The sequence below is a fragment of the Pseudomonas sp. B21-012 genome (assembly GCF_024749305.1).
Classification (GTDB): Bacteria; Pseudomonadota; Gammaproteobacteria; order Pseudomonadales; family Pseudomonadaceae; genus Aquipseudomonas.
This window is the reverse complement of the sequence record NZ_CP087197.1, coordinates 2540790-2557934: the sequence shown is the minus strand read 5'-3', so window position 1 is coordinate 2557934 and position 17145 is coordinate 2540790. Positions and strand designations below refer to the sequence as shown.

At 65.1% G+C, this 17145-nt stretch carries 12 protein-coding genes; 8 read left to right on the top strand and 4 right to left on the bottom strand.

Annotated features, from left to right (window positions below):
• Positions 1 to 30: 30 nt before the first annotated feature.
• Complete coding sequence (locus LOY37_RS11830) at positions 31 to 843, bottom strand: crotonase/enoyl-CoA hydratase family protein (protein ID WP_045198558.1); 813 nt, start codon at positions 841 to 843, stop codon at positions 31 to 33.
• A gap of 158 nt (positions 844 to 1001) precedes the next feature.
• Between LOY37_RS11830 and nhaB the strand changes: the two genes are divergently transcribed.
• On the top strand, positions 1002 to 2504 hold the full coding sequence (nhaB, locus tag LOY37_RS11825; RefSeq protein WP_093383671.1) for a sodium/proton antiporter NhaB: 1503 nt from the start codon (positions 1002 to 1004) through the stop codon (positions 2502 to 2504).
• 528 nt (positions 2505 to 3032) lie between these two features.
• Here the strand turns inward: nhaB and LOY37_RS11820 are convergent.
• From LOY37_RS11820 to gnd, 3 genes are read right to left on the bottom strand one after another with little or no spacing between them, the layout of a single operon-like run.
• A complete protein-coding gene (locus LOY37_RS11820) occupies positions 3033 to 4829 on the bottom strand; it encodes a glycoside hydrolase family 15 protein (protein WP_258716963.1) in 1797 nt (598 codons plus the stop codon).
• A gap of 23 nt (positions 4830 to 4852) precedes the next feature.
• Positions 4853 to 6355: a glucose-6-phosphate dehydrogenase gene (gene zwf, locus LOY37_RS11815; protein WP_258716962.1), complete on the bottom strand. Its 1503-nt coding sequence runs from the start codon at positions 6353 to 6355 to the stop codon at positions 4853 to 4855.
• Positions 6352 to 7335 (bottom strand): phosphogluconate dehydrogenase (NAD(+)-dependent, decarboxylating), encoded by a 984-nt coding sequence (gene gnd, locus LOY37_RS11810; RefSeq protein WP_123565969.1) that lies wholly within the window; start codon positions 7333 to 7335, stop codon positions 6352 to 6354. Before gnd ends, zwf begins: the two co-directional genes overlap by 4 nt.
• A 197-nt stretch (positions 7336 to 7532) precedes the next feature.
• Here gnd and LOY37_RS11805 point away from each other — a divergent pair, with 197 nt between their 5' ends.
• The 7 genes from LOY37_RS11805 to LOY37_RS11775 all read left to right on the top strand — a co-directional run bounded on the left by LOY37_RS11805 (position 7533) and on the right by LOY37_RS11775 (position 17091).
• Positions 7533 to 7700, top strand: a complete 168-nt coding sequence (locus tag LOY37_RS11805) for a DUF6026 family protein (RefSeq protein WP_176794265.1) — start codon at positions 7533 to 7535, stop codon at positions 7698 to 7700.
• Positions 7701 to 7808: 108 nt separating this feature from the next.
• Positions 7809 to 8261 (top strand): DUF4440 domain-containing protein, encoded by a 453-nt coding sequence (locus LOY37_RS11800; protein WP_258716961.1) that lies wholly within the window; start codon positions 7809 to 7811, stop codon positions 8259 to 8261.
• A 378-nt stretch (positions 8262 to 8639) separates the two neighbouring features.
• Positions 8640 to 10199, top strand: a complete 1560-nt coding sequence (glgA, locus tag LOY37_RS11795) for a glycogen synthase GlgA (RefSeq protein ID WP_045198548.1) — start codon at positions 8640 to 8642, stop codon at positions 10197 to 10199.
• Between the two features lie 16 nt (positions 10200 to 10215).
• Positions 10216 to 11994 carry a malto-oligosyltrehalose trehalohydrolase gene (gene treZ, locus LOY37_RS11790; RefSeq protein ID WP_258716960.1) on the top strand — a complete coding sequence of 593 codons (1779 nt, stop codon included), beginning with the start codon at positions 10216 to 10218 and terminating at the stop codon, positions 11992 to 11994.
• Positions 11987 to 14059 (top strand): 4-alpha-glucanotransferase, encoded by a 2073-nt coding sequence (malQ, locus tag LOY37_RS11785; RefSeq protein WP_258716959.1) that lies wholly within the window; start codon positions 11987 to 11989, stop codon positions 14057 to 14059. The genes treZ and malQ overlap by 8 nt, the downstream gene beginning before the upstream one ends.
• Positions 14056 to 16821 carry a malto-oligosyltrehalose synthase gene (locus LOY37_RS11780; protein WP_258716958.1) on the top strand — a complete coding sequence of 922 codons (2766 nt, stop codon included), beginning with the start codon at positions 14056 to 14058 and terminating at the stop codon, positions 16819 to 16821. The genes malQ and LOY37_RS11780 overlap by 4 nt, the downstream gene beginning before the upstream one ends.
• Before the next feature lie 18 nt (positions 16822 to 16839).
• The gene (locus tag LOY37_RS11775) at positions 16840 to 17091 is read left to right on the top strand and encodes a DUF2934 domain-containing protein (protein WP_213601521.1); all 252 of its coding nucleotides are present in this window, start codon (positions 16840 to 16842) and stop codon (positions 17089 to 17091) included.
• The last annotated feature ends 54 nt before the right edge of the window (positions 17092 to 17145 follow it).

The following is a 17145-nucleotide window of genomic DNA, read 5'->3' as shown; positions in this document are numbered from 1 at the left end:
CCGGTTCCTTGCGGGGTTCGCCGCCGGGGGTCAGTCGGCGAACTCGGGTTTCTGTTTGCTCATGTGGGCGGCAACCGCCACCCGCAGATCGGTGGATTGCAGCATGGCGGCGTTCCAGGTGGCGATGTACTCCAGGCCATCGTCGATGCGGTGATCGCGCATGTAGCTGATCATGTGCTTGGTGCCGGCCACGGCAATGGGAGATTTTCCCGCAATTTCAGCGGCAATGGCAAAGACTCCGTCAAGCAGTGCCTCATGGCTGTCAAACACACGGTTGACCAGGCCGATGCGCTGGGCTTCGTCGGCGGCGACATTGCGCCCGGTGTAGGCCAGTTCGCGCATGATGCCGTCGCCGATGATCCGTGGCAGACGCTGCAGGGTGCCAACGTCGGCGGCCATGCCCATGTCGACTTCCTTGATCGAGAACTGCGCGTCGCTGCTGCAGTAACGCATGTCGCAGGCCGAGACCAGGTCGATGGCGCCGCCGATGCAGTAACCCTGGATCGCCGCCAGCACCGGCTTGCGGCAGTTGTCCACGGCATTGAACGAGGCCTGCATGCGCAGGATGGTGCGGCGCAGCAGGCGCGCATTGCGGCCGACGTCCTTGCCCAGTTCGTTGGCCACCGAGGCCAGCAGCATCAGGTCGATGCCGGAAGAAAAATGCTTGCCGGCACCGCTGATGACCACCGCGCGCACTTCGTCGGTTTCATCGATCCAGCGGAAGATCTCGACGATTTCGCTCCAGAACGCCGCGTTCATGGCGTTGTACTTTTCCGGGCGGTTGATCTGCACGTGGGCGATGCGGTTGTTCAGTTCGACCTTGAACGCTTGGTAGTCAGTCACGGTGCTCTCCTTGAAGGCGGCGAGGTTGATCGCAGGACTATAACAAGGTGCCCGTCGGCGCCAAGGCCGCGCTTGTGCCAAAACCGGGACTTTTACCTTGATCTCCGTTCGCACATGCGGCACTTTGCCCAGCTGTTGAATCATAAGGATACATTTTCATGTCCCGCTCCCTGGCCGGCGCCCTGGCCCACAATTTTCTTGGCCAGTCGCCGCGCTGGTACAAGGCTACCTTGTGCCTGTTCCTGCTGCTCAATCCCCTGCTGCTGTTCACCCTCGGCCCGGTGGTGGCCGGCTGGGTGCTGGTGATCGAATTCATCTTCACCCTCGGCATGGCGCTCAAGTGCTACCCGCTGATGCCCGGCGGCCTGCTGATGGTCGAAGCCCTGCTGCTGGGCATGACCACGCCGCAAGCGCTGTACGAAGAGCTGCAGCACAACTTTCCGGTGATCCTGCTGCTGATGTTCATGGTCGCCGGCATCTACTTCATGAAGGACCTGCTGCTGTTCGTGTTTTCGCGGATTCTTCTCGGCGTGCGCTCCAAGGCCCTGCTGGCCTTGCTGTTCTGTTTTCTCTCGGCCTTTCTTTCGGCGTTTCTCGATGCGCTGACGGTGACCGCGGTGATCATCAGCGCCGCGGTAGGTTTTTACTCGGTTTATCACCGCGTCGCTTCCGGCGCCAACCCACGGGAAGACTCGGACCTGGACAGCGACCAGCACGTCGCCCACCTGCACCGCGAAGACCTGCAGCAATTTCGCGCATTCTTACGCAGCCTGCTGATGCACGGCGCCGTCGGTACCGCCCTGGGCGGCGTGTGCACCCTGGTCGGCGAGCCGCAGAACCTGCTGATCGGCCACGAAATGGGCTGGCACTTTGCCGAGTTCTTCCTCAAGGTGGCGCCGGTGTCGCTGCCAGTACTGGCCGCCGGGCTGGTCACCTGCGTGCTGCTGGAGAAACTGCGCTGGTTCGGCTACGGCACCCTGCTGCCGGACAACGTGCGCCAGGTGCTGGCCGCCTATGCCGCCGAAGACGACGCCCAGCGCACCACCCAGCAACGTGCCGCACTGGTGGTGCAAGGCCTGGCGGCGCTGATCCTGATCATCGGCCTGGGCCTGCATGTGGCCGAAGTCGGCCTGATCGGCCTGCTGGTGATCGTGCTGATTACCGCCTTTACCGGCATCACCGACGAACACCGCCTGGGCCGCGCGTTCCAGGACGCCATGCCGTTCACCTCGTTGTTGGTGGTGTTCTTTGCCGTGGTTGCGGTGATCCACCAGCAGCAGCTGTTTACCCCGCTGATCCAGTGGGTACTGGCGCTGCCGGCCGATCAGCAGCCGGGCATGCTGTTTATCGCCAACGGCCTGTTGTCGGCGATCAGCGACAACGTGTTCGTCGCCACTATCTATATCACCGAGGTCAAGCAGGCGTTTGTCAACGGCGGCATGAGCCGCGAGCACTTCGAGACCCTGGCGGTGGCGATCAACACCGGCACCAACCTGCCGAGCGTGGCCACGCCCAACGGCCAGGCGGCATTCCTGTTCCTGCTGACCTCGGCGATTGCGCCGCTGATTCGCCTGTCGTATGGGCGCATGGTGTGGATGGCGCTGCCCTATACCGTGGTCATGGGCGGGCTGGGGTGGTGGGCGGTGACCTACTGGTTGTAACGCTGACTGCACGGGCCTGTGGGAGCAACTGTCTTAAGCAGCTTGCAAGTATTGGGGCAGCCAGGCTGTGTTTGAGCTGATCCATTTGATGATGAGGCGCTGCCGGCGCCTTCCGCCCTTACGGCGGGTCACTTTTGCTTGGCGGCAAAAGTAACCAAAAACGCCCTGTCCCTTCATCGGCCCTGCGCTGCGCTCCGGGTTCCCTCCTTCCACCCTTGCTCCCGTGAGGGCGCGCCGAAGGGCCGTCCCTGGCCCTGCGGCGCTCGCCGGCCATCCATGGCCGTCGCCCCACTACGCAAGGGTTCCACTCGGCCTTCTGCAAGGGACGATCGGTGGCGTCTGCAATTACGTACATCTAGAAGCAGAGCGCTTTTTTGCTTTCGCTTCTCGTGCATCGCCGGTCCATTCGCCGACAAGGCGCAAAGGTGAAGTGTGAGCAGCATCGCCAATGGATCAGCTCGCGCCTCTAAAGGCCTACGCTACCTGTGGGAGCGGCGGTGCGGCGATCCGACTTGACCCGCGATGCCTTTAACCACATTGCGCCCGGTCGCGCACCGGGCACTGGGCGCGGTGCAGGTTCAGCGCGGTGTTGATGATGCCGATATGGCTGAAAGCCTGGGGGAAATTGCCGAGCATGCGCCGGCCCAGCGGGTCGTACTGCTCGGCCAGCAGGCCGACGTCGTTGCACAGGGCCGCAAGACGTTCGAACAAGGTCCTGGCCTCCTCCTCCCGCCCCAGCAGCACATAGACATCCGCCAGCCAGAACGAACAGACCAGGAAGGTCCCCTCACCCGGCGTCAGCCCATCGCAACCGCTGTCGCTGTCATAGCGCAGCAACAGGCCATTGCGTAGCAGACGCTGCTCGATGCGCGCAAGGGTGGCGAGAAAGCGCGGATCATCCGCCGGCAGGAAGCCGGTCAGGGCAATCTGCAGCAGGCTGGCATCCATTTCGGTCGAACCATAAGCCTGGACGAAACAGCCCAGCTGCCCATCGAAGCCCTGTTCACACACCTGCCGGTGAATCCTGGCCGCCACCTGACGGTAATGCCCGGCGCGCGCCTGACCTTCTTCGGTGGTATCGCTCAAGCCGGCAGCGCGGTCGAAGGCCACCCAGGCCATGACTTTGGAATGGGTGAAGTGCTGCTGCCCGCCACGCACCTCCCAGATGCCCTCGTCCGGCTGCTGCCAGGTTTTTTCCAGGTACGGCATGATCAACCGGGCAATCGCCGCGCTGCGCGGGTGGCGCGGCAGGCCACCACGAATTGCCTGGCTCATGGCATCGGCGACCTCGCCATAAATATCCAGTTGGTGCTGCAACGCTGCGGCATTACCGATACGCACCGGTTGTGCACCTTCATAACCGGCCAGCCACGGCACTTCATACTCCGCCAGCCGCCGCTCGCCGGCCAGGCCGTACATGATCTGCATCTGCTCGGGGTTGCCGGCCACCGAGCGCAGCAGCCATTCGCGCCAGGCCTGGGCCTCTTCGAAGTAACCAAGGTTCATGAACGCCAGCAAGGTCATGGTCGCATCACGCAGCCAGCAATAGCGGTAGTCCCAGTTGCGCTCACCGCCCAGGCGCTCGGGCAACGAGGTGGTCACCGCCGCGACAATGCCGCCGGTGGGCGCGTAGGTCATGGCCTTGAGGGTAAGCAGTGAGCGCTTGACCAGCGCCGTCCAGGGGCCGACGTCCGGGCAGCGCGACGTAAACTGCTGCCACTGCTCCCGGGTCCGTTGCAAAGCTTGCTCGGCATCGAACGCTGCAGGCAATGGCAGGTGTGACGCCTGGTGGCTCAGGCTGAAGGCCAGGCGCTGGCCGGCCTTGACGGTAAAGCGGCTGCCGGTGTGGTGATCCAGGGCCTGGGTGGCGGCGCCGCTGCGTAGTATCAGCCGGTCGGGGCCAACCACCGCCGAGAGCACCAGCGGCTCGGCCTTTTCGACCCAAGGCACACTGTTGCCATAGTCAAAGCGCATCACCAGGTCCATCTCGAACGGCACTTCGCCTTCCAGGCCCTCGACAATGCGCAGCACGCTGTTGTGTTCAGCCAGGGGCATGCAGTCGATCAGGCGCGCGCGGCCGCTGGCGGTGGTGAAGGTGGTGTGCAGGATCAGGGTGCCGTCCAGGTATTCACGGCTGACCTGCACCAAAGGCTCGCTCGGCGCCAGGCGCCAGCGGCCGTTTTCTTCATTGCCGAGCAAGGCGGCAAACACCGCCGGGGAGTCGAACCTGGGCAGGCACAGCCAGTCCAGGGAGCCGTCGCGGCCTACCAGCGCGGCGCTGCGACAGTTACCCAGCAGGGCGTAGTCTTCGATCAAACCCGGCATTCATCCCCCTTGTGCGTGAACCCTCAACCAATCGGGTGCCAGACCCGCCGATCGCGGGTCAGCAGTTCGTCCGCCGCAGTCGGGCCGTTGTCACCGGCGGCATAGAGCTGCACCTCGCCGCCCTCCTGCCAGGCATCGAGGAACGGCTGCACCGCGCGCCAGCCATTCTCGATATTGTCGGCACGCTGGAACAAGGTCTGGTCACCGGTCAGGCAGTCGTAGATCAGCGTCTCGTAGCCGGTGGACGGCTGCATCTTGAAAAAGTCCTTGTAGGCAAAACCCAGCTCGACGTTCTCCATGGCCAGGGCCGGGCCCGGGCGCTTGGCTTGCAGGTCGAACCACATGCCTTCGTTGGGCTGGATCTGGATCTTCAGATAGTTGGGCTTGAGCCGCTCGACTTCGGTGTCGCGAAACTGGGCATAGGGCGCTGGCTTGAAGCAGATGGCAATCTCGGTGTCGCGTACGCTCATGCGCTTGCCGGTACGCAGGTAGAACGGCACGCCGACCCAGCGCCAATTGTCGATCATTACCTTGAGGGCGACGAAGGTTTCGGTGTTGCTGTCGGGCGCGACCCGAGGTTCTTCGCGGTAACCGGGGACCTTCTTGCGCCCGTGTTTGCCAGCGCTGTACTGGCCGCGTACCGAGTTTTTCAGGGCCATGTTCTTCGACCAGGGCCGGATCGCGCCGATGACCTTGGCCTTCTCGCTACGCACCGCATCGGCGCCAAAGGCCGCCGGCGGCTCCATGGCGACCATCGCCAGCAACTGGAACAGGTGGTTGGGGACCATGTCGCGCAAGGCGCCGGTACTGTCGTAGAAGGCGCCGCGGCTTTCGACACCGACGGTTTCGGCAGCGGTGATCTGCACGTGATCGATGTAGTGGTTGTTCCAGAACGCTTCGAACAGGCCGTTGGAAAAACGGCTGACGAGGATGTTCTGCACCGTCTCTTTGCCCAGGTAATGGTCGATGCGGTAGATCTGCTTTTCGCTCATGACCTTGAGCAGGCAGGCATTGAGCGCTTCGGCGCTGGCCAGGTCCGAGCCGAAGGGTTTTTCCACCACCACCCGGCGAAAGCCGGCGCTTTCGTCGAGCAGGCCAGCGGCGCCCAGGCGCTGCACCACTTCGCTGAAAAAGCGCGGTGAGGTGGCCAGGTAGAACACCGCGTTGGCGCTGGGGTTGCTGCGGATGCGTTCGGCGATGGCCTGGTAGGTGCCCTCGTCGAGAAAATCGCCGGTGAGGTAGCCGATGCGTTTGGCCAGGCGCGCCCAGAGTTTGTCATCCAGGCACTTGCTGGCGCCTTCGCTAGCCCTGTCGCGTTCGCGCATGAAGGCTTGCAGGCGCGCGGCGAATTCGTTGTCGGTGGCGGCGTTGTGGTCGACGCCAATAATGCGCAGCCCCTTGTCGAGCAGGCCATCACGGCTCAAGTTATACAAGGCCGGCATCAACAGGCGCTTGACCAGGTCGCCGTTGGCACCAAACAGGAACAGGTTGCAAGGCGGTGCCGCTTCGATCTGTGTTTTGCTCATTCGGCTTTCTTCTCGACGTGGCCACCAAAGCCAAAACGCATGGCCGACAGCATGCGGTCGGCGTAGGTGCCCTGCTGCTGGCGCGAACGGAAGCGGGCGAACAGCGCACTGGACAGCACCGGCACCGGCACCGCCTGTTCCACCGCCGCATCGATGGTCCAGCGCCCTTCGCCGCTGTCGGCCACCGAGCCGCTGTAGCCGCCCAGTTGCGGGTCGGCCACCAGGGCGTCGGCGGTAAGATCCAGCAGCCAGGAGGTGACCACACTGCCACGGCGCCACACTTCGGCGATTTCCGCCAGGTTCAGGTCAAAGCGCTGCTCGGCCGGCACGGCATCGCTGCCCTTGCTCTTGAGCAGGTCGAACCCTTCGGCATAGGCCTGCATCAGGCCGTATTCGATGCCGTTGTGGATCATCTTCACATAGTGCCCGGCACCTGCGGGCCCGGCATGAATGTAACCCTGCTCGGCACGCCCGGCCGGGCCCTGGCGGCCGCGGGTGCGGGGGATGTCGCCAACCCCGGGGGCGAGGGTGGCGAACAGCGGGTCGAGGCGGTCGACCACCGCCTGCTCGCCACCAATCATCATGCAGTAGCCGCGCTCCAGGCCCCAGACGCCGCCCGAGGTGCCGACATCGATATAGTGCAGGTTGCGCTTGCCCAGCTCGGCGGCGCGGCGCATGTCGTCCTTGTAGAAGGTATTGCCGCCGTCGATGATCACGTCGTCGGCGTCGAGCAGGTCAGCAAGCTGGGCGATGGTCTGCTCGGTCGGCTCACCGGCCGGCAGCATCACCCACACCGCCCGGGGTTTCTCCAGCTTGCCTACCAGCGCGCCAAGGTCATGGGCGCCGTTGGCGCCTTCCTTGACCAGGGTTTCCACTGCCTGACGATCGCGGTCATGCACCACCATGCGGTGCCCGCCACGCATCAAGCGCCGTGCAATATTGCCGCCCATGCGGCCCAGCCCCACGATTCCCAATTGCATGTGCGATGCTCCCCTGGAATGAAAAATAGCGCCTCAGGCCTTCAAGGTTAGTCCAGCCCTGGCGCGCTTGGTTCAGCGACGAACGGCAAGACAGCCAGAAACAAAAAAGTTCCCAAGGCCTGCAAAAGAATTCAGAATCGCCGCCGATCCAGCAGCTACGCTGTTAGAAAAACGAACCACCCTATGCGAGGTGTGCAATGGGAACCCTTCTGCCAAAAATGCCTGCCCAGACCCTCTACGTGACGGTACACCGCGACGAGCTGCGTCGCCTTAAAGAAGAGCGCGAGCAGTTGCAACAACAGGTCGCCCAACTCAGTCTGCTTCTGCAGCAAGCCCAGGACGGCCAGTTGCCAGCGCGCAGCTGAGCAACACAGTGACCTGCCGGGGAAACCCCGCCTCTGTCTTTGCCTGACGGCGCCTTTTTAGACTGCGCCGTCTGACGCACCAAGCGTCTTCACATCGCAAGGACTGCCATGAAGTCACTGACGCTGCTCGCGCCCCTGCTGGGGCTGTTGTCTTTACCCGCCTACGCCACCCCTGCCACTTGCGCCGCCACCAGCGAAGCACAGATCGTCGCCCAGTTCGAGCGCTGGAACCACAGCCTGCTCAGCGGTGATCCGCGCCAGGTTGCTGCGTTGTATGCCGATGACGCCATCTTGCTGCCTACCCTGTCGCAACGCCCGCGGCTGACCACTGCCGAGCGCATTCATTATTTCGAGTATTTCCTCGGCAAGCAGCCCAGCGGGCGCCTGGACAGCCAGCATGTCGAGCTTGGCTGCAACAACGCCTCGCTGTCCGGCCTGTACACCTTCACCTTCGCCAAGGGTGGAGAACGCGTGGCTGCGCGCTATACCTTCAATTACCGCTGGGATGGCCAGCAGTGGCTGATCAGCAGCCATCACTCCTCGCTGCTGCCACGCGGCTGAATCGCCACCGCAACCTGCAGCGAAATGACTGCAGGTTTTTCTCCGAGCAAAAGTGACCAGCGGGTCACATTCTTCACGAATTCTCTCCTACACTCGGTATTCGGCCAGACATCGCCCGGAAAACTCGACTGAAAATAGTCGAAACTTCTGCAATCGCGGTAGGTCAGGAACTAAGTAGGCCATCGATTCCGCTTCAACGGACGCGGCCCAGCCACCCCATATCGTCACCACGCCGTCGGCAGGACGCCGGCTTGCGTAGCGCTTGTGCGCTTGGCTGCGGGGCATGGAAGGCAAGGCAATACCACTCACAGAGAACAGTATCGGTAGACAAACAACAACGGGCGCCCACGCCCGCACAACATAGGGACGGAGAGAAGTATGATCAGTGCCGCTGTCGAACCTCATGTAGAGCAATTCACCCCGGATTCGCGTGAACCGCTTGCAGCGGATTTCACGCCGACAGCCAAGGCACTGGGTGCTGACCCCAGACATTCTTCACATAAACGCAAAGTGTTGTTCGTCACCTCGGAAATCGCCGACCTGGTCAAGACCGGCGGCCTGGGCGATGTCTCGGCGGCACTGCCACGGGCCATGCGTCACCTGCACGATGTGCGGGTGCTGATCCCCGGTTACCCGCAGGTACTGGAAAGCGACAACCCGATCCACCTGGTCGGCGAGCTGGGCGGCCACGCGGCCTTGCCGCCCTGCAAGATCGGGCGCATGGACCTGGCCGATGGCCTGGTCATCTATGTGTTGATCTGTCCCGAGCTGTACCAGCGCGAGGGCACGCCCTACGGTGCCAACAACGGTCGCGACTGGCCCGACAATCACATCCGCTTTGCCCGCCTGGGCCTGGCCGCGGCAGAAATCGCCGCTGGTGAAGGCATGGTCCACTGGAAGCCCGACCTGGTCCACGCCCACGACTGGCCGGCCGGCCTGGCCCCAGCCTACATGCACTGGCGCGGCCTGCAGACGCCGACCCTGTTCACCATCCACAACCTGGCCTACCAGGGCGTGGTCAGCCGTGCCTGCTGCCCGGAACTGGCGATCCCCGACCATGCCCTGCAGCAGGAAGGCATGGAGTTTTACGGCAAGCTGTCGTTCCTCAAGGCCGGCCTTGCCTACTCCAGCCACATCACCACGGTCAGCGCCACCTATGCCCGGGAAATCACTACGCCCTCGTTCGGTTGCGGGCTGGATGGCTTTCTCGCCAGCAAGGCCCAGCAAGGCCTGCTCAGCGGTATTCCCAACGGCATCGACGAGAGCTGGGACTCGGCCAGCGACCCGCACCTGGATCACCCCTTCAGCCTCAACGACTGGCACGGCAAGGCCGCCAACAGCCGCCAGGTGCGTGAGCTGTTCGGCCTGCAACCTTCGAACGGGCCACTGTTCGCAGTGGTTTCGCGCCTGGTCTACCAGAAAGGCCTGGACCTGACCCTGGGGGTGGCCGAATACATCGTCCGCCAGGGCGGCCAGATCGCGATCATCGGCCGTGGCGAACCGGAAGAAGAACAGGCCATGCGCGAACTTGCCCTGCGCCATCCCGGGCAGATCGGCGTGCGCATCGGCTTCAACGAAACCGATGCCCGGCGCATGTTCGCCGGCAGCGACTTCCTGCTCATGCCGTCGCGCTACGAGCCCTGCGGCCTGAGCCAGATGTACGCCCAGCGCTTTGGCTCGCTGCCGGTGGCGCGCAACACCGGGGGCCTGGCCGACACCATCGAGAATGGCGTCACCGGTTTTCTGTTCGATGAATCGACCGTCGACAGCTACCGCGAAGCGCTGGGCCGGGCGTTCTACGTGTACAGCAAGAAGAACCTGCTCAATGCCATGCGCTGCCTGGCCATGACCCAACCGTTCAACTGGTGCCAGGCCGTCGAGCCTTATGCCCGTCTTTATCAGGAGCTGGTCGAAAACGCCCGAGCAACCCCACGCTGAAGCGGAGATGGCAGGTATGCCCTTGAGGTCACAGGAACACGCGACCCACGGGGCCGTGATGCTGGACAGCAACAGCGCCCGGTTTGCCCTGTGGGCACCGGACGCACAGCAGGTGGAGGTTGAATTCGACGCCGGTGCGCGCCAGCCCTTGCAGGCCCAGGCCGACGGTTGGTTCGTCGGCCAGCTGCCGTGCAAGGCCGGTGACCGCTACCGCTACCGGATCGACGCCACGCTCACGGTGGCCGACCCGGCGTCGCGCTACCAACCCGACGGCGTGCACGGCCCCAGCCAGTTGCTGAACCCCGCAGCCTACCGCTGGCAGTACCCCGACTGGCGCGGGCGCCCCTGGCCTGAGGCGGTCATCTACGAGCTGCATGTCGGCCTGTGCGGCGGCTATGCCGGGGTGATCGAGCGCTTGCCGGCCCTGGCCGAGCTGGGCATTACCGCCATCGAGCTGATGCCGCTCGGGCAATTCCCCGGCGAGCGTAACTGGGGCTACGACGGCGTCCTGCCGTTCGCTCCACAGCACAGCTATGGCAGCCCCGAGCAACTGCGCGAACTGATCGACCAGGCCCACGGCCATGGCCTGATGGTGCTGATGGATGTGGTCTACAACCACTTCGGCCCGGACGGCAATTACCTCGGCCAGTACGCCAGTGGCTTTTTTCGCCAGGATCGCCAGACCCCGTGGGGCGCGGCAATTGATTTTCGCCGCCGCCAGGTGCGCGACTTTTTTATCGAGAACGCGCTGATGTGGCTGCAGGAGTACCGCGTCGACGGTCTGCGCCTGGACGCCGTGCACGCCATCGACGACCCGGATTTTCTTGCCGAACTGGCGCGCCGGGTGCGCAGCGAGATTACCCCGGGGCGTCAGGTATGGCTGACCCTTGAGAACGAACACAACCAGGCGCACCTGCTTGAACAGGGCTTCGATGCGCAGTGGAACGACGACGGTCACAACGCCCTGCACGTGCTGCTCACCGGCGAGCAGGAGGCGTACTACGCCGACTACAGCGAGTCGACCATCGAAAAACTCGCGCGCTGCCTGAGCCAGGGCTTCGTCTTCCAGGGCCAGCCCGACCGCAACGGCCGTCCCCGCGGCGAGCCCAGCGGGCATTTGCCCCCCACGGCCTTCGTGCTGTTCCTGCAGAACCACGACCAGATCGGCAACCGCGCGTTCGGCGAGCGCCTGAACCAACTGTGCCCGCCCCAGGCCTTGCGCGCAGCCACCACCCTGTTGCTGCTGGCGCCGATGATTCCGCTGCTGTTCATGGGCGATGAATGGGGCTGCGAGCAACCTTTTGTGTTTTTCACCGATCACCACGATGAACTGGCCGATGCCGTACGCGAAGGCCGGCGCGCCGAGTTTGCCGGTTTTGCCGACTTCGCCGATGCCGTCACCCGCTCGCGGATTCCCGACCCCAATGCCCTCGATACCTTCGACGCTTCGCGGCCGCGGCCAACACACTCAAGCCAACAGCCATGGTTGCAGTTGTACCGGCAATTACTGGCCCTGCGCGCCCGCCACATCGTCCCCAACCTGCCCGGCATCCATGCCCTCGGCGCCCGGGTGCTGGGGCCGCAGGCCTTGACGGTGCGCTGGCAGCTCGAACGCGGCGGCGAGCTGCGTATTGACCTCAACCTTGGCCCTACCGCGCAAGTGGCCGACCTGCCGGCCAACGCTGCACGCCTGTTCAGCTGTAGCGAAAGCTGCATCGGCAACACGCAATTGCCGCCCTACACCACCCTGGTCAGCCTGCTGCCGACCACTCCAGCGGAGCCTGCCCATGACTGACCCACGCTTGCAGCAACTGGCCGAACTGGCGGGCCTGGCGGTGGACTGGATCGACGCCAACGGCCGCGCCCAGCGGGTCAGTGACCCGGCGCTGCAGCGGGTGCTGGCCGGCCTTGGCCACCCGGCCGACAGCGTTGAGGCGATCGAAGCCAGTATCCAGGCCCTGCTGCGCGCCCACGATGCCCGCCACCTGCCGCCGCTGTTGACGGTTGACCACGGCCTCCCCCTGCAGCTGTCCGGCTATTTTCCGCCAGCGATGGACTGCCAGGTGCTGCTTGAAGATGGCAGCGAACAACCGTTGCAACTGGATGATCAGGCCAGGCTCCCCGCCGGCTTGCCGATCGGCTATCACCAGGTGCAGATCGACCGCCAGCAGTTCACCTTGGCCGTGGCGCCAGCCCGCTGCTACAGCATCGCCGATGCGCTGGGCACGCCGACGCCGCGTTGCTGGGGCCTGAGCGCCCAGTTGTACAGCCTGCGTCGCCCCGACGACGGCGGCTATGGTGATTGCCTGGCCCTCGAGGCGCTGGTGCGCAGCGCCGCCGAACGCGGCGCCGATGCCCTGGCGATCAGCCCGCTGCACGCCATGTTCGCCAGCGACAGCCAGCGCTACAGCCCGTACTCGCCCTCCAGCCGGGTGTTTCTCAACAGCCTGTATGCAAGCCCGGCGGCGCTGCTCGGGGACCGTGCGGTGCGCATGGCCATTGAAGCCTGCCAGTTGCACGGGCCGCTGGAGCAGCTTGAACAACTGCCGCTGATCGACTGGCCGCAGGCCGCATCGTTTCGCCAGCGTTTGCTGCGTGCGCTGTACCGCGACTTTATCGCCACCGAGCACCCGTTGTTCGCCGACTTCGACAGCTATCGCCAGCACGCCGGCCCCGCCCTGGAACGCCACTGCCGCTTCGAGGTACTGCTGGAGCACGCGCTCAAGCGCGACATCGGCCAGGACTGGCGCGACTGGCCCGCTGCCTGGCACGACCCGCACAGCCCCGAGGTGAGCGCCTTCGCCCGCCAGCACAGCGAGGAGGTGGCGTTTCACGCCTTCTGTCAGTGGTTGATCGAACGCAGCCTGCAACGTGCCCAGGATGCGGCGCGCAGCCATGGCATGGGCATCGGCCTGATCGCCGACCTGGCGGTGGGTGCCGACGGCGCCGGCAGCCAGGCCTGGAGCCGCCAGGACGAGCTGCTGGCCGGCCTCAATGTCGGCGCGCCGCCGGATATTCTCAACCGCGCCGGGCAGAACTGGGGCATCTGCGCCTTCTCGCCCGAAGGCCTGCGACGCAACGGCTACCGGGCGTTCATCGAGATGCTGCGGGCCAACTTTGCCCATGCCGGGGGCCTGCGCATCGACCATGTCATGGGTTTGCAACGGCTGTGGCTGATCCCCCAGGGTGCCACCCCGGCCGAAGGAGCCTACCTGCATTACCCGCTCGATGATCTGCTGCGCCTGCTCAGCCTTGAGTCAGTGCGCCACCAGGCCATCGTGCTGGGTGAAGACCTCGGCACCGTGCCCGAGGGGCTGCGCGAAAAGCTCGCCGCGCGGGCCATCCTCGGCATGCGCGTACTGCTGTTCGAGCAAGACCCGCCCGGCCATTTCAAGCCCATCCTCGACTGGCCCGACAACGCCTTGGCCACCACCAGCACCCATGACCTGCCGCCGCTGGCCGGCTGGCTGCAGGCCCGTGATATCGACTGGAACCAGCGCCTGAGCCTGATCGACGGCATCACCGAGCGGCACTGGCGCGACAGCCGCCAACACGAGCGCCAGGGCCTGCGGCGCACTCTTGAACAGAACTACGGCCAGGCCCTGGCCGAGAGCGACGCGCTGATCGATGCCAGCATCCGCTACCTTGGCCATACCCGCGCGCCGCTGGTGCTGGTACCGCTGGAAGATCTGCTGGGTGTCGATGAGCAACCCAACCTGCCCGGCACCATCGACAGCCACCCCAACTGGCGCCGGCGCTTTGCCCTGGCGGCCAGCGCGCTGCTTGACGACGCGGATGCGGCGCGGCGCCTGGAGCTGCTGGCGCAGGCCCGCGAACAAGCCTGGGAGCGTGACCGATGAAAGCCCTGACCGCGACCCTGCGCCTGCAGTTTCATGCCGACTTCGGCCTCGACCAGGCGGCGGCGCTGGTGCCCTACTTCGCCCGCTTAGGCATCAGCCACCTGTACGCCTCGCCGCTGCTGCGCGCGCGCCCCGGCTCGCGCCATGGCTACGATGTGGTCGACCCCGGGCAGGTCAGCCCGCATCTGGGCGGCGAAGCTGCGCTAGAGCGCCTGGTGGCAGCGCTGCGCCTGCACGGTATGGGCCTGATCCTCGACATGGTTTCCAACCATATGGCGGTCGGCAGCGACAACCCCTGGTGGCAGGACCTGCTGGCCTGGGGCCGGCGCAGCCGCTATGCCGAGTTCTTCGACATCCAGTGGCACTCGCCCGACCCGCTGCTTGAAGGTCAGTTGCTGCTGCCGTTTCTGGCCGGTGACTACGGCGCGATGCTGCAAGGCGGCGACATCCCGCTGCGCTTCGACGCTGCAACCGGCCAGTTGCATATCCAGCACCACGAGCACCGCTTTCCGATCTGCCCGGCCGACTATGGCCTGGTGCTCGCCGAAGGTGGCGCAGCCCTGCAGACACTGGCCAGCCGCTTCAATGCCTTGCGCAGCGCTGACGATGCGCCGGCGCAGGCCAGGCCGCTGCTGGCCGAACTGGCGGCGCTGGCCCGCCAACAGCCCCTGGACGATGTGCTCGGCGCCTTCGACAGCCGCAGCCCCGAAGGTTTCAAGCGCCTGCACGCGCTGCTAGAACGTCAGTCCTACCGCCTGGCCAGCTGGCGCACCGCTGGCGACGATATCAACTGGCGGCGCTTTTTCGACGTCAACGAGCTGGGCGGCCTGCGGGTCGAACGCGCGGCGGTGTTCGAGGCCACCCACAGCAAGGTCTTCGAGCTGATCGGCCGCGGCCTGGTCGACGGCCTGCGCATCGACCACATCGACGGCCTGGCCGATCCGCGAGGCTACTGCCGCAAGCTGCGCCGGCGGGTCGACGGGCTCTTGGCCCAGCGCCCACTGGAGGCAGCGCTGGAGCACTTTCCGATCTATGTCGAGAAGATCCTCGGCGCCGACGAGCAGCTGCACCGCGACTGGCAGGTCGACGGCAGCACCGGCTACGAGTTCATGAACCAGGTATCGCTGCTGCAGCATGATCCAGACGGCGAAGCAGAGTTGGCGGCGCTATGGAGCGCGCTAAGCGAACGCCCGGACTTCAGCGAGGAAGTGCGCCTGGCCCGCCAGCAAATCCTCAATGGCAGCCTGGCCGGCGATTTCGAGTCGGTGGCCCAGGCGCTGTTGCAAGTGGCCCGCGACGACCTGATGAGCCGCGACCTGACCTTGGGCGCCATTCGCCGGGCGTTGCAGGCGCTGATCGAGCACTACCCGGTGTACCGCACCTACATCAATGCCTGCGGGCGCCCGGCAGAAGATGAAGCGTACTTCCAGCAAGCCATGCGCGGTGCCCGCCAGTGCCTGAGCGAGGCTGACTGGCCGGTGCTCGACTACCTGCAGCGCTGGCTCGGTGGCGAACCCTGGCGGCGCTTGCCGCCCGGCCGGCCGCGCAAGCACCTGCGCCACGCCTGCGTGCGCTTTCAGCAACTGACCTCGCCCACCGCCGCCAAGGCCGTGGAAGACACGGCCTTCTACCGCTCGGCACTGTTGCTGTCGCGTAACGATGTAGGTTTTGATGCCGAACGTTTCAGCGCCCCGGTCGAGGACTTTCACCAACATTGCCTCACGCGCCTTGAGCAGTTCCCGGACAACCTGCTGGCCACCGCCACCCACGACCACAAGCGCGGCGAAGACAGCCGTGCGCTCCTGGCAGTGCTCAGCGAACGCAGCAGCTGGTTTGCCAGCCGGGTCGAACACTGGCGCGAGCTGGCCAGCCCCTTGCGCAGCACCCTGGCCGACGGCGAGGCGCCGGGTGCAGGCGATGAGCTGCTGCTGTACCAGACCCTGCTCGGCAGCTGGCCGCTGGACCTTGATGAGAACAATCCGCTGGCGCTTGAGGCCTATGCCGAGCGCCTGCGCCAATGGCAGCGCAAAGCCCTGCGTGAAGCCAAGTTGCGCAGCAGCTGGAGCGCCCCGAACGAGGCCTATGAACAGGCCTGCCTGGATTTCATCGACACCCTGCTGCTGGAGCGCGCCAGCCAGCAGTTGCGTCATTCCCTGGCCGAGGCGGCGCAGGCCATCGCCTGCCCAGGCGCCCTCAACGGCCTGGTGCAGTGCCTGCTGCGCATGACCGTGCCCGGGGTGCCCGATCTGTACCAGGGCAACGAGTTCTGGGATTTCAGCCTGGTCGACCCGGACAACCGCCGCGCGGTGGACTTTGCCGGTCGGCGCCAGGCCCTGGCGGATGGCACCACAACGGCGCAGTTGCTCCAGGACTGGCGCAGCGGCCGGGTCAAACAGGCGCTGATCAACCAGGTGCTGGAGTGGCGCCAGCAGTCCCCGCAGCTGTTCCTGCGCGGTCAGTACCTGCCGATCGAAGTGCGCGGCAGACACGCCGGGCGGGTCCTGGCGTTTGCCCGGGTGAGCGCCGAACAGCGCGCCGTGGTGGTGGTGCCGCGCCTGGCCTGCAGCTTGCTTGGCCAATCACCGCTACCGCTGATCCCGGCACAGAACTGGGACGATACCCGGCTGGTTTTGCCGTTTGCCTTGTCGCCTGGCAATTGCTCGGGACTTTTTGCCACAGGCGCAGTCACAGCCTCAAAGGAGCTGTGGCTGAGCACTGCACTCAAGGAGTTTCCGGTCAATCTGTTCGTTGAACATCGTTAAGTCCTCAGGAGCGTAGAGATGAGTGTCGAAGAAAAACGTATCCGTGAATTCGCCTATCAGATCTGGGAGTCGGAAGGTAAGCCCGAAGGCCAGGAAGAGCGGCACTGGGCGATGGCGCGCAAGCTTGCCGAAGCCGAAGCGCTGGCGCCCAAGGTAACGCCGCGCAAACCGGCCAAGGCGCCGCCGGCCAGTAGCGCCAAGGCCAAGCCGGCAAGCACTGCGCCAGCGCCGAAAAAGCCCAGGACGACCAAGAAGCCACCGACTGCATGAACCTGATCGCCGGGCAAGTCGAGGCGTCGCACCGCCGCTCCTGCACAGCCTGTG

What these genes read in the sequence shown, in the direction of transcription:
- malQ (WP_258716959.1), top strand. Translation starts at nt 11,987, where the DNA reads ATGACTGACCCACGCTTGCAGCAACTGGCCGAACTGGCGGGCCTGGCG.
- LOY37_RS11820 (WP_258716963.1), bottom strand. Translation starts at nt 4,829, where the DNA reads ATGCCGGGTTTGATCGAAGACTACGCCCTGCTGGGTAACTGTCGCAGC.
- LOY37_RS11775 (WP_213601521.1), top strand. Translation starts at nt 16,840, where the DNA reads ATGAGTGTCGAAGAAAAACGTATCCGTGAATTCGCCTATCAGATCTGG.
- LOY37_RS11805 (WP_176794265.1), top strand. Translation starts at nt 7,533, where the DNA reads ATGGGAACCCTTCTGCCAAAAATGCCTGCCCAGACCCTCTACGTGACG.
- zwf (WP_258716962.1), bottom strand. Translation starts at nt 6,355, where the DNA reads ATGAGCAAAACACAGATCGAAGCGGCACCGCCTTGCAACCTGTTCCTG.
- glgA (WP_045198548.1), top strand. Translation starts at nt 8,640, where the DNA reads ATGATCAGTGCCGCTGTCGAACCTCATGTAGAGCAATTCACCCCGGAT.
- nhaB (WP_093383671.1), top strand. Translation starts at nt 1,002, where the DNA reads ATGTCCCGCTCCCTGGCCGGCGCCCTGGCCCACAATTTTCTTGGCCAG.
- LOY37_RS11780 (WP_258716958.1), top strand. Translation starts at nt 14,056, where the DNA reads ATGAAAGCCCTGACCGCGACCCTGCGCCTGCAGTTTCATGCCGACTTC.
- gnd (WP_123565969.1), bottom strand. Translation starts at nt 7,335, where the DNA reads ATGCAATTGGGAATCGTGGGGCTGGGCCGCATGGGCGGCAATATTGCA.
- LOY37_RS11800 (WP_258716961.1), top strand. Translation starts at nt 7,809, where the DNA reads ATGAAGTCACTGACGCTGCTCGCGCCCCTGCTGGGGCTGTTGTCTTTA.
- treZ (WP_258716960.1), top strand. Translation starts at nt 10,216, where the DNA reads ATGCCCTTGAGGTCACAGGAACACGCGACCCACGGGGCCGTGATGCTG.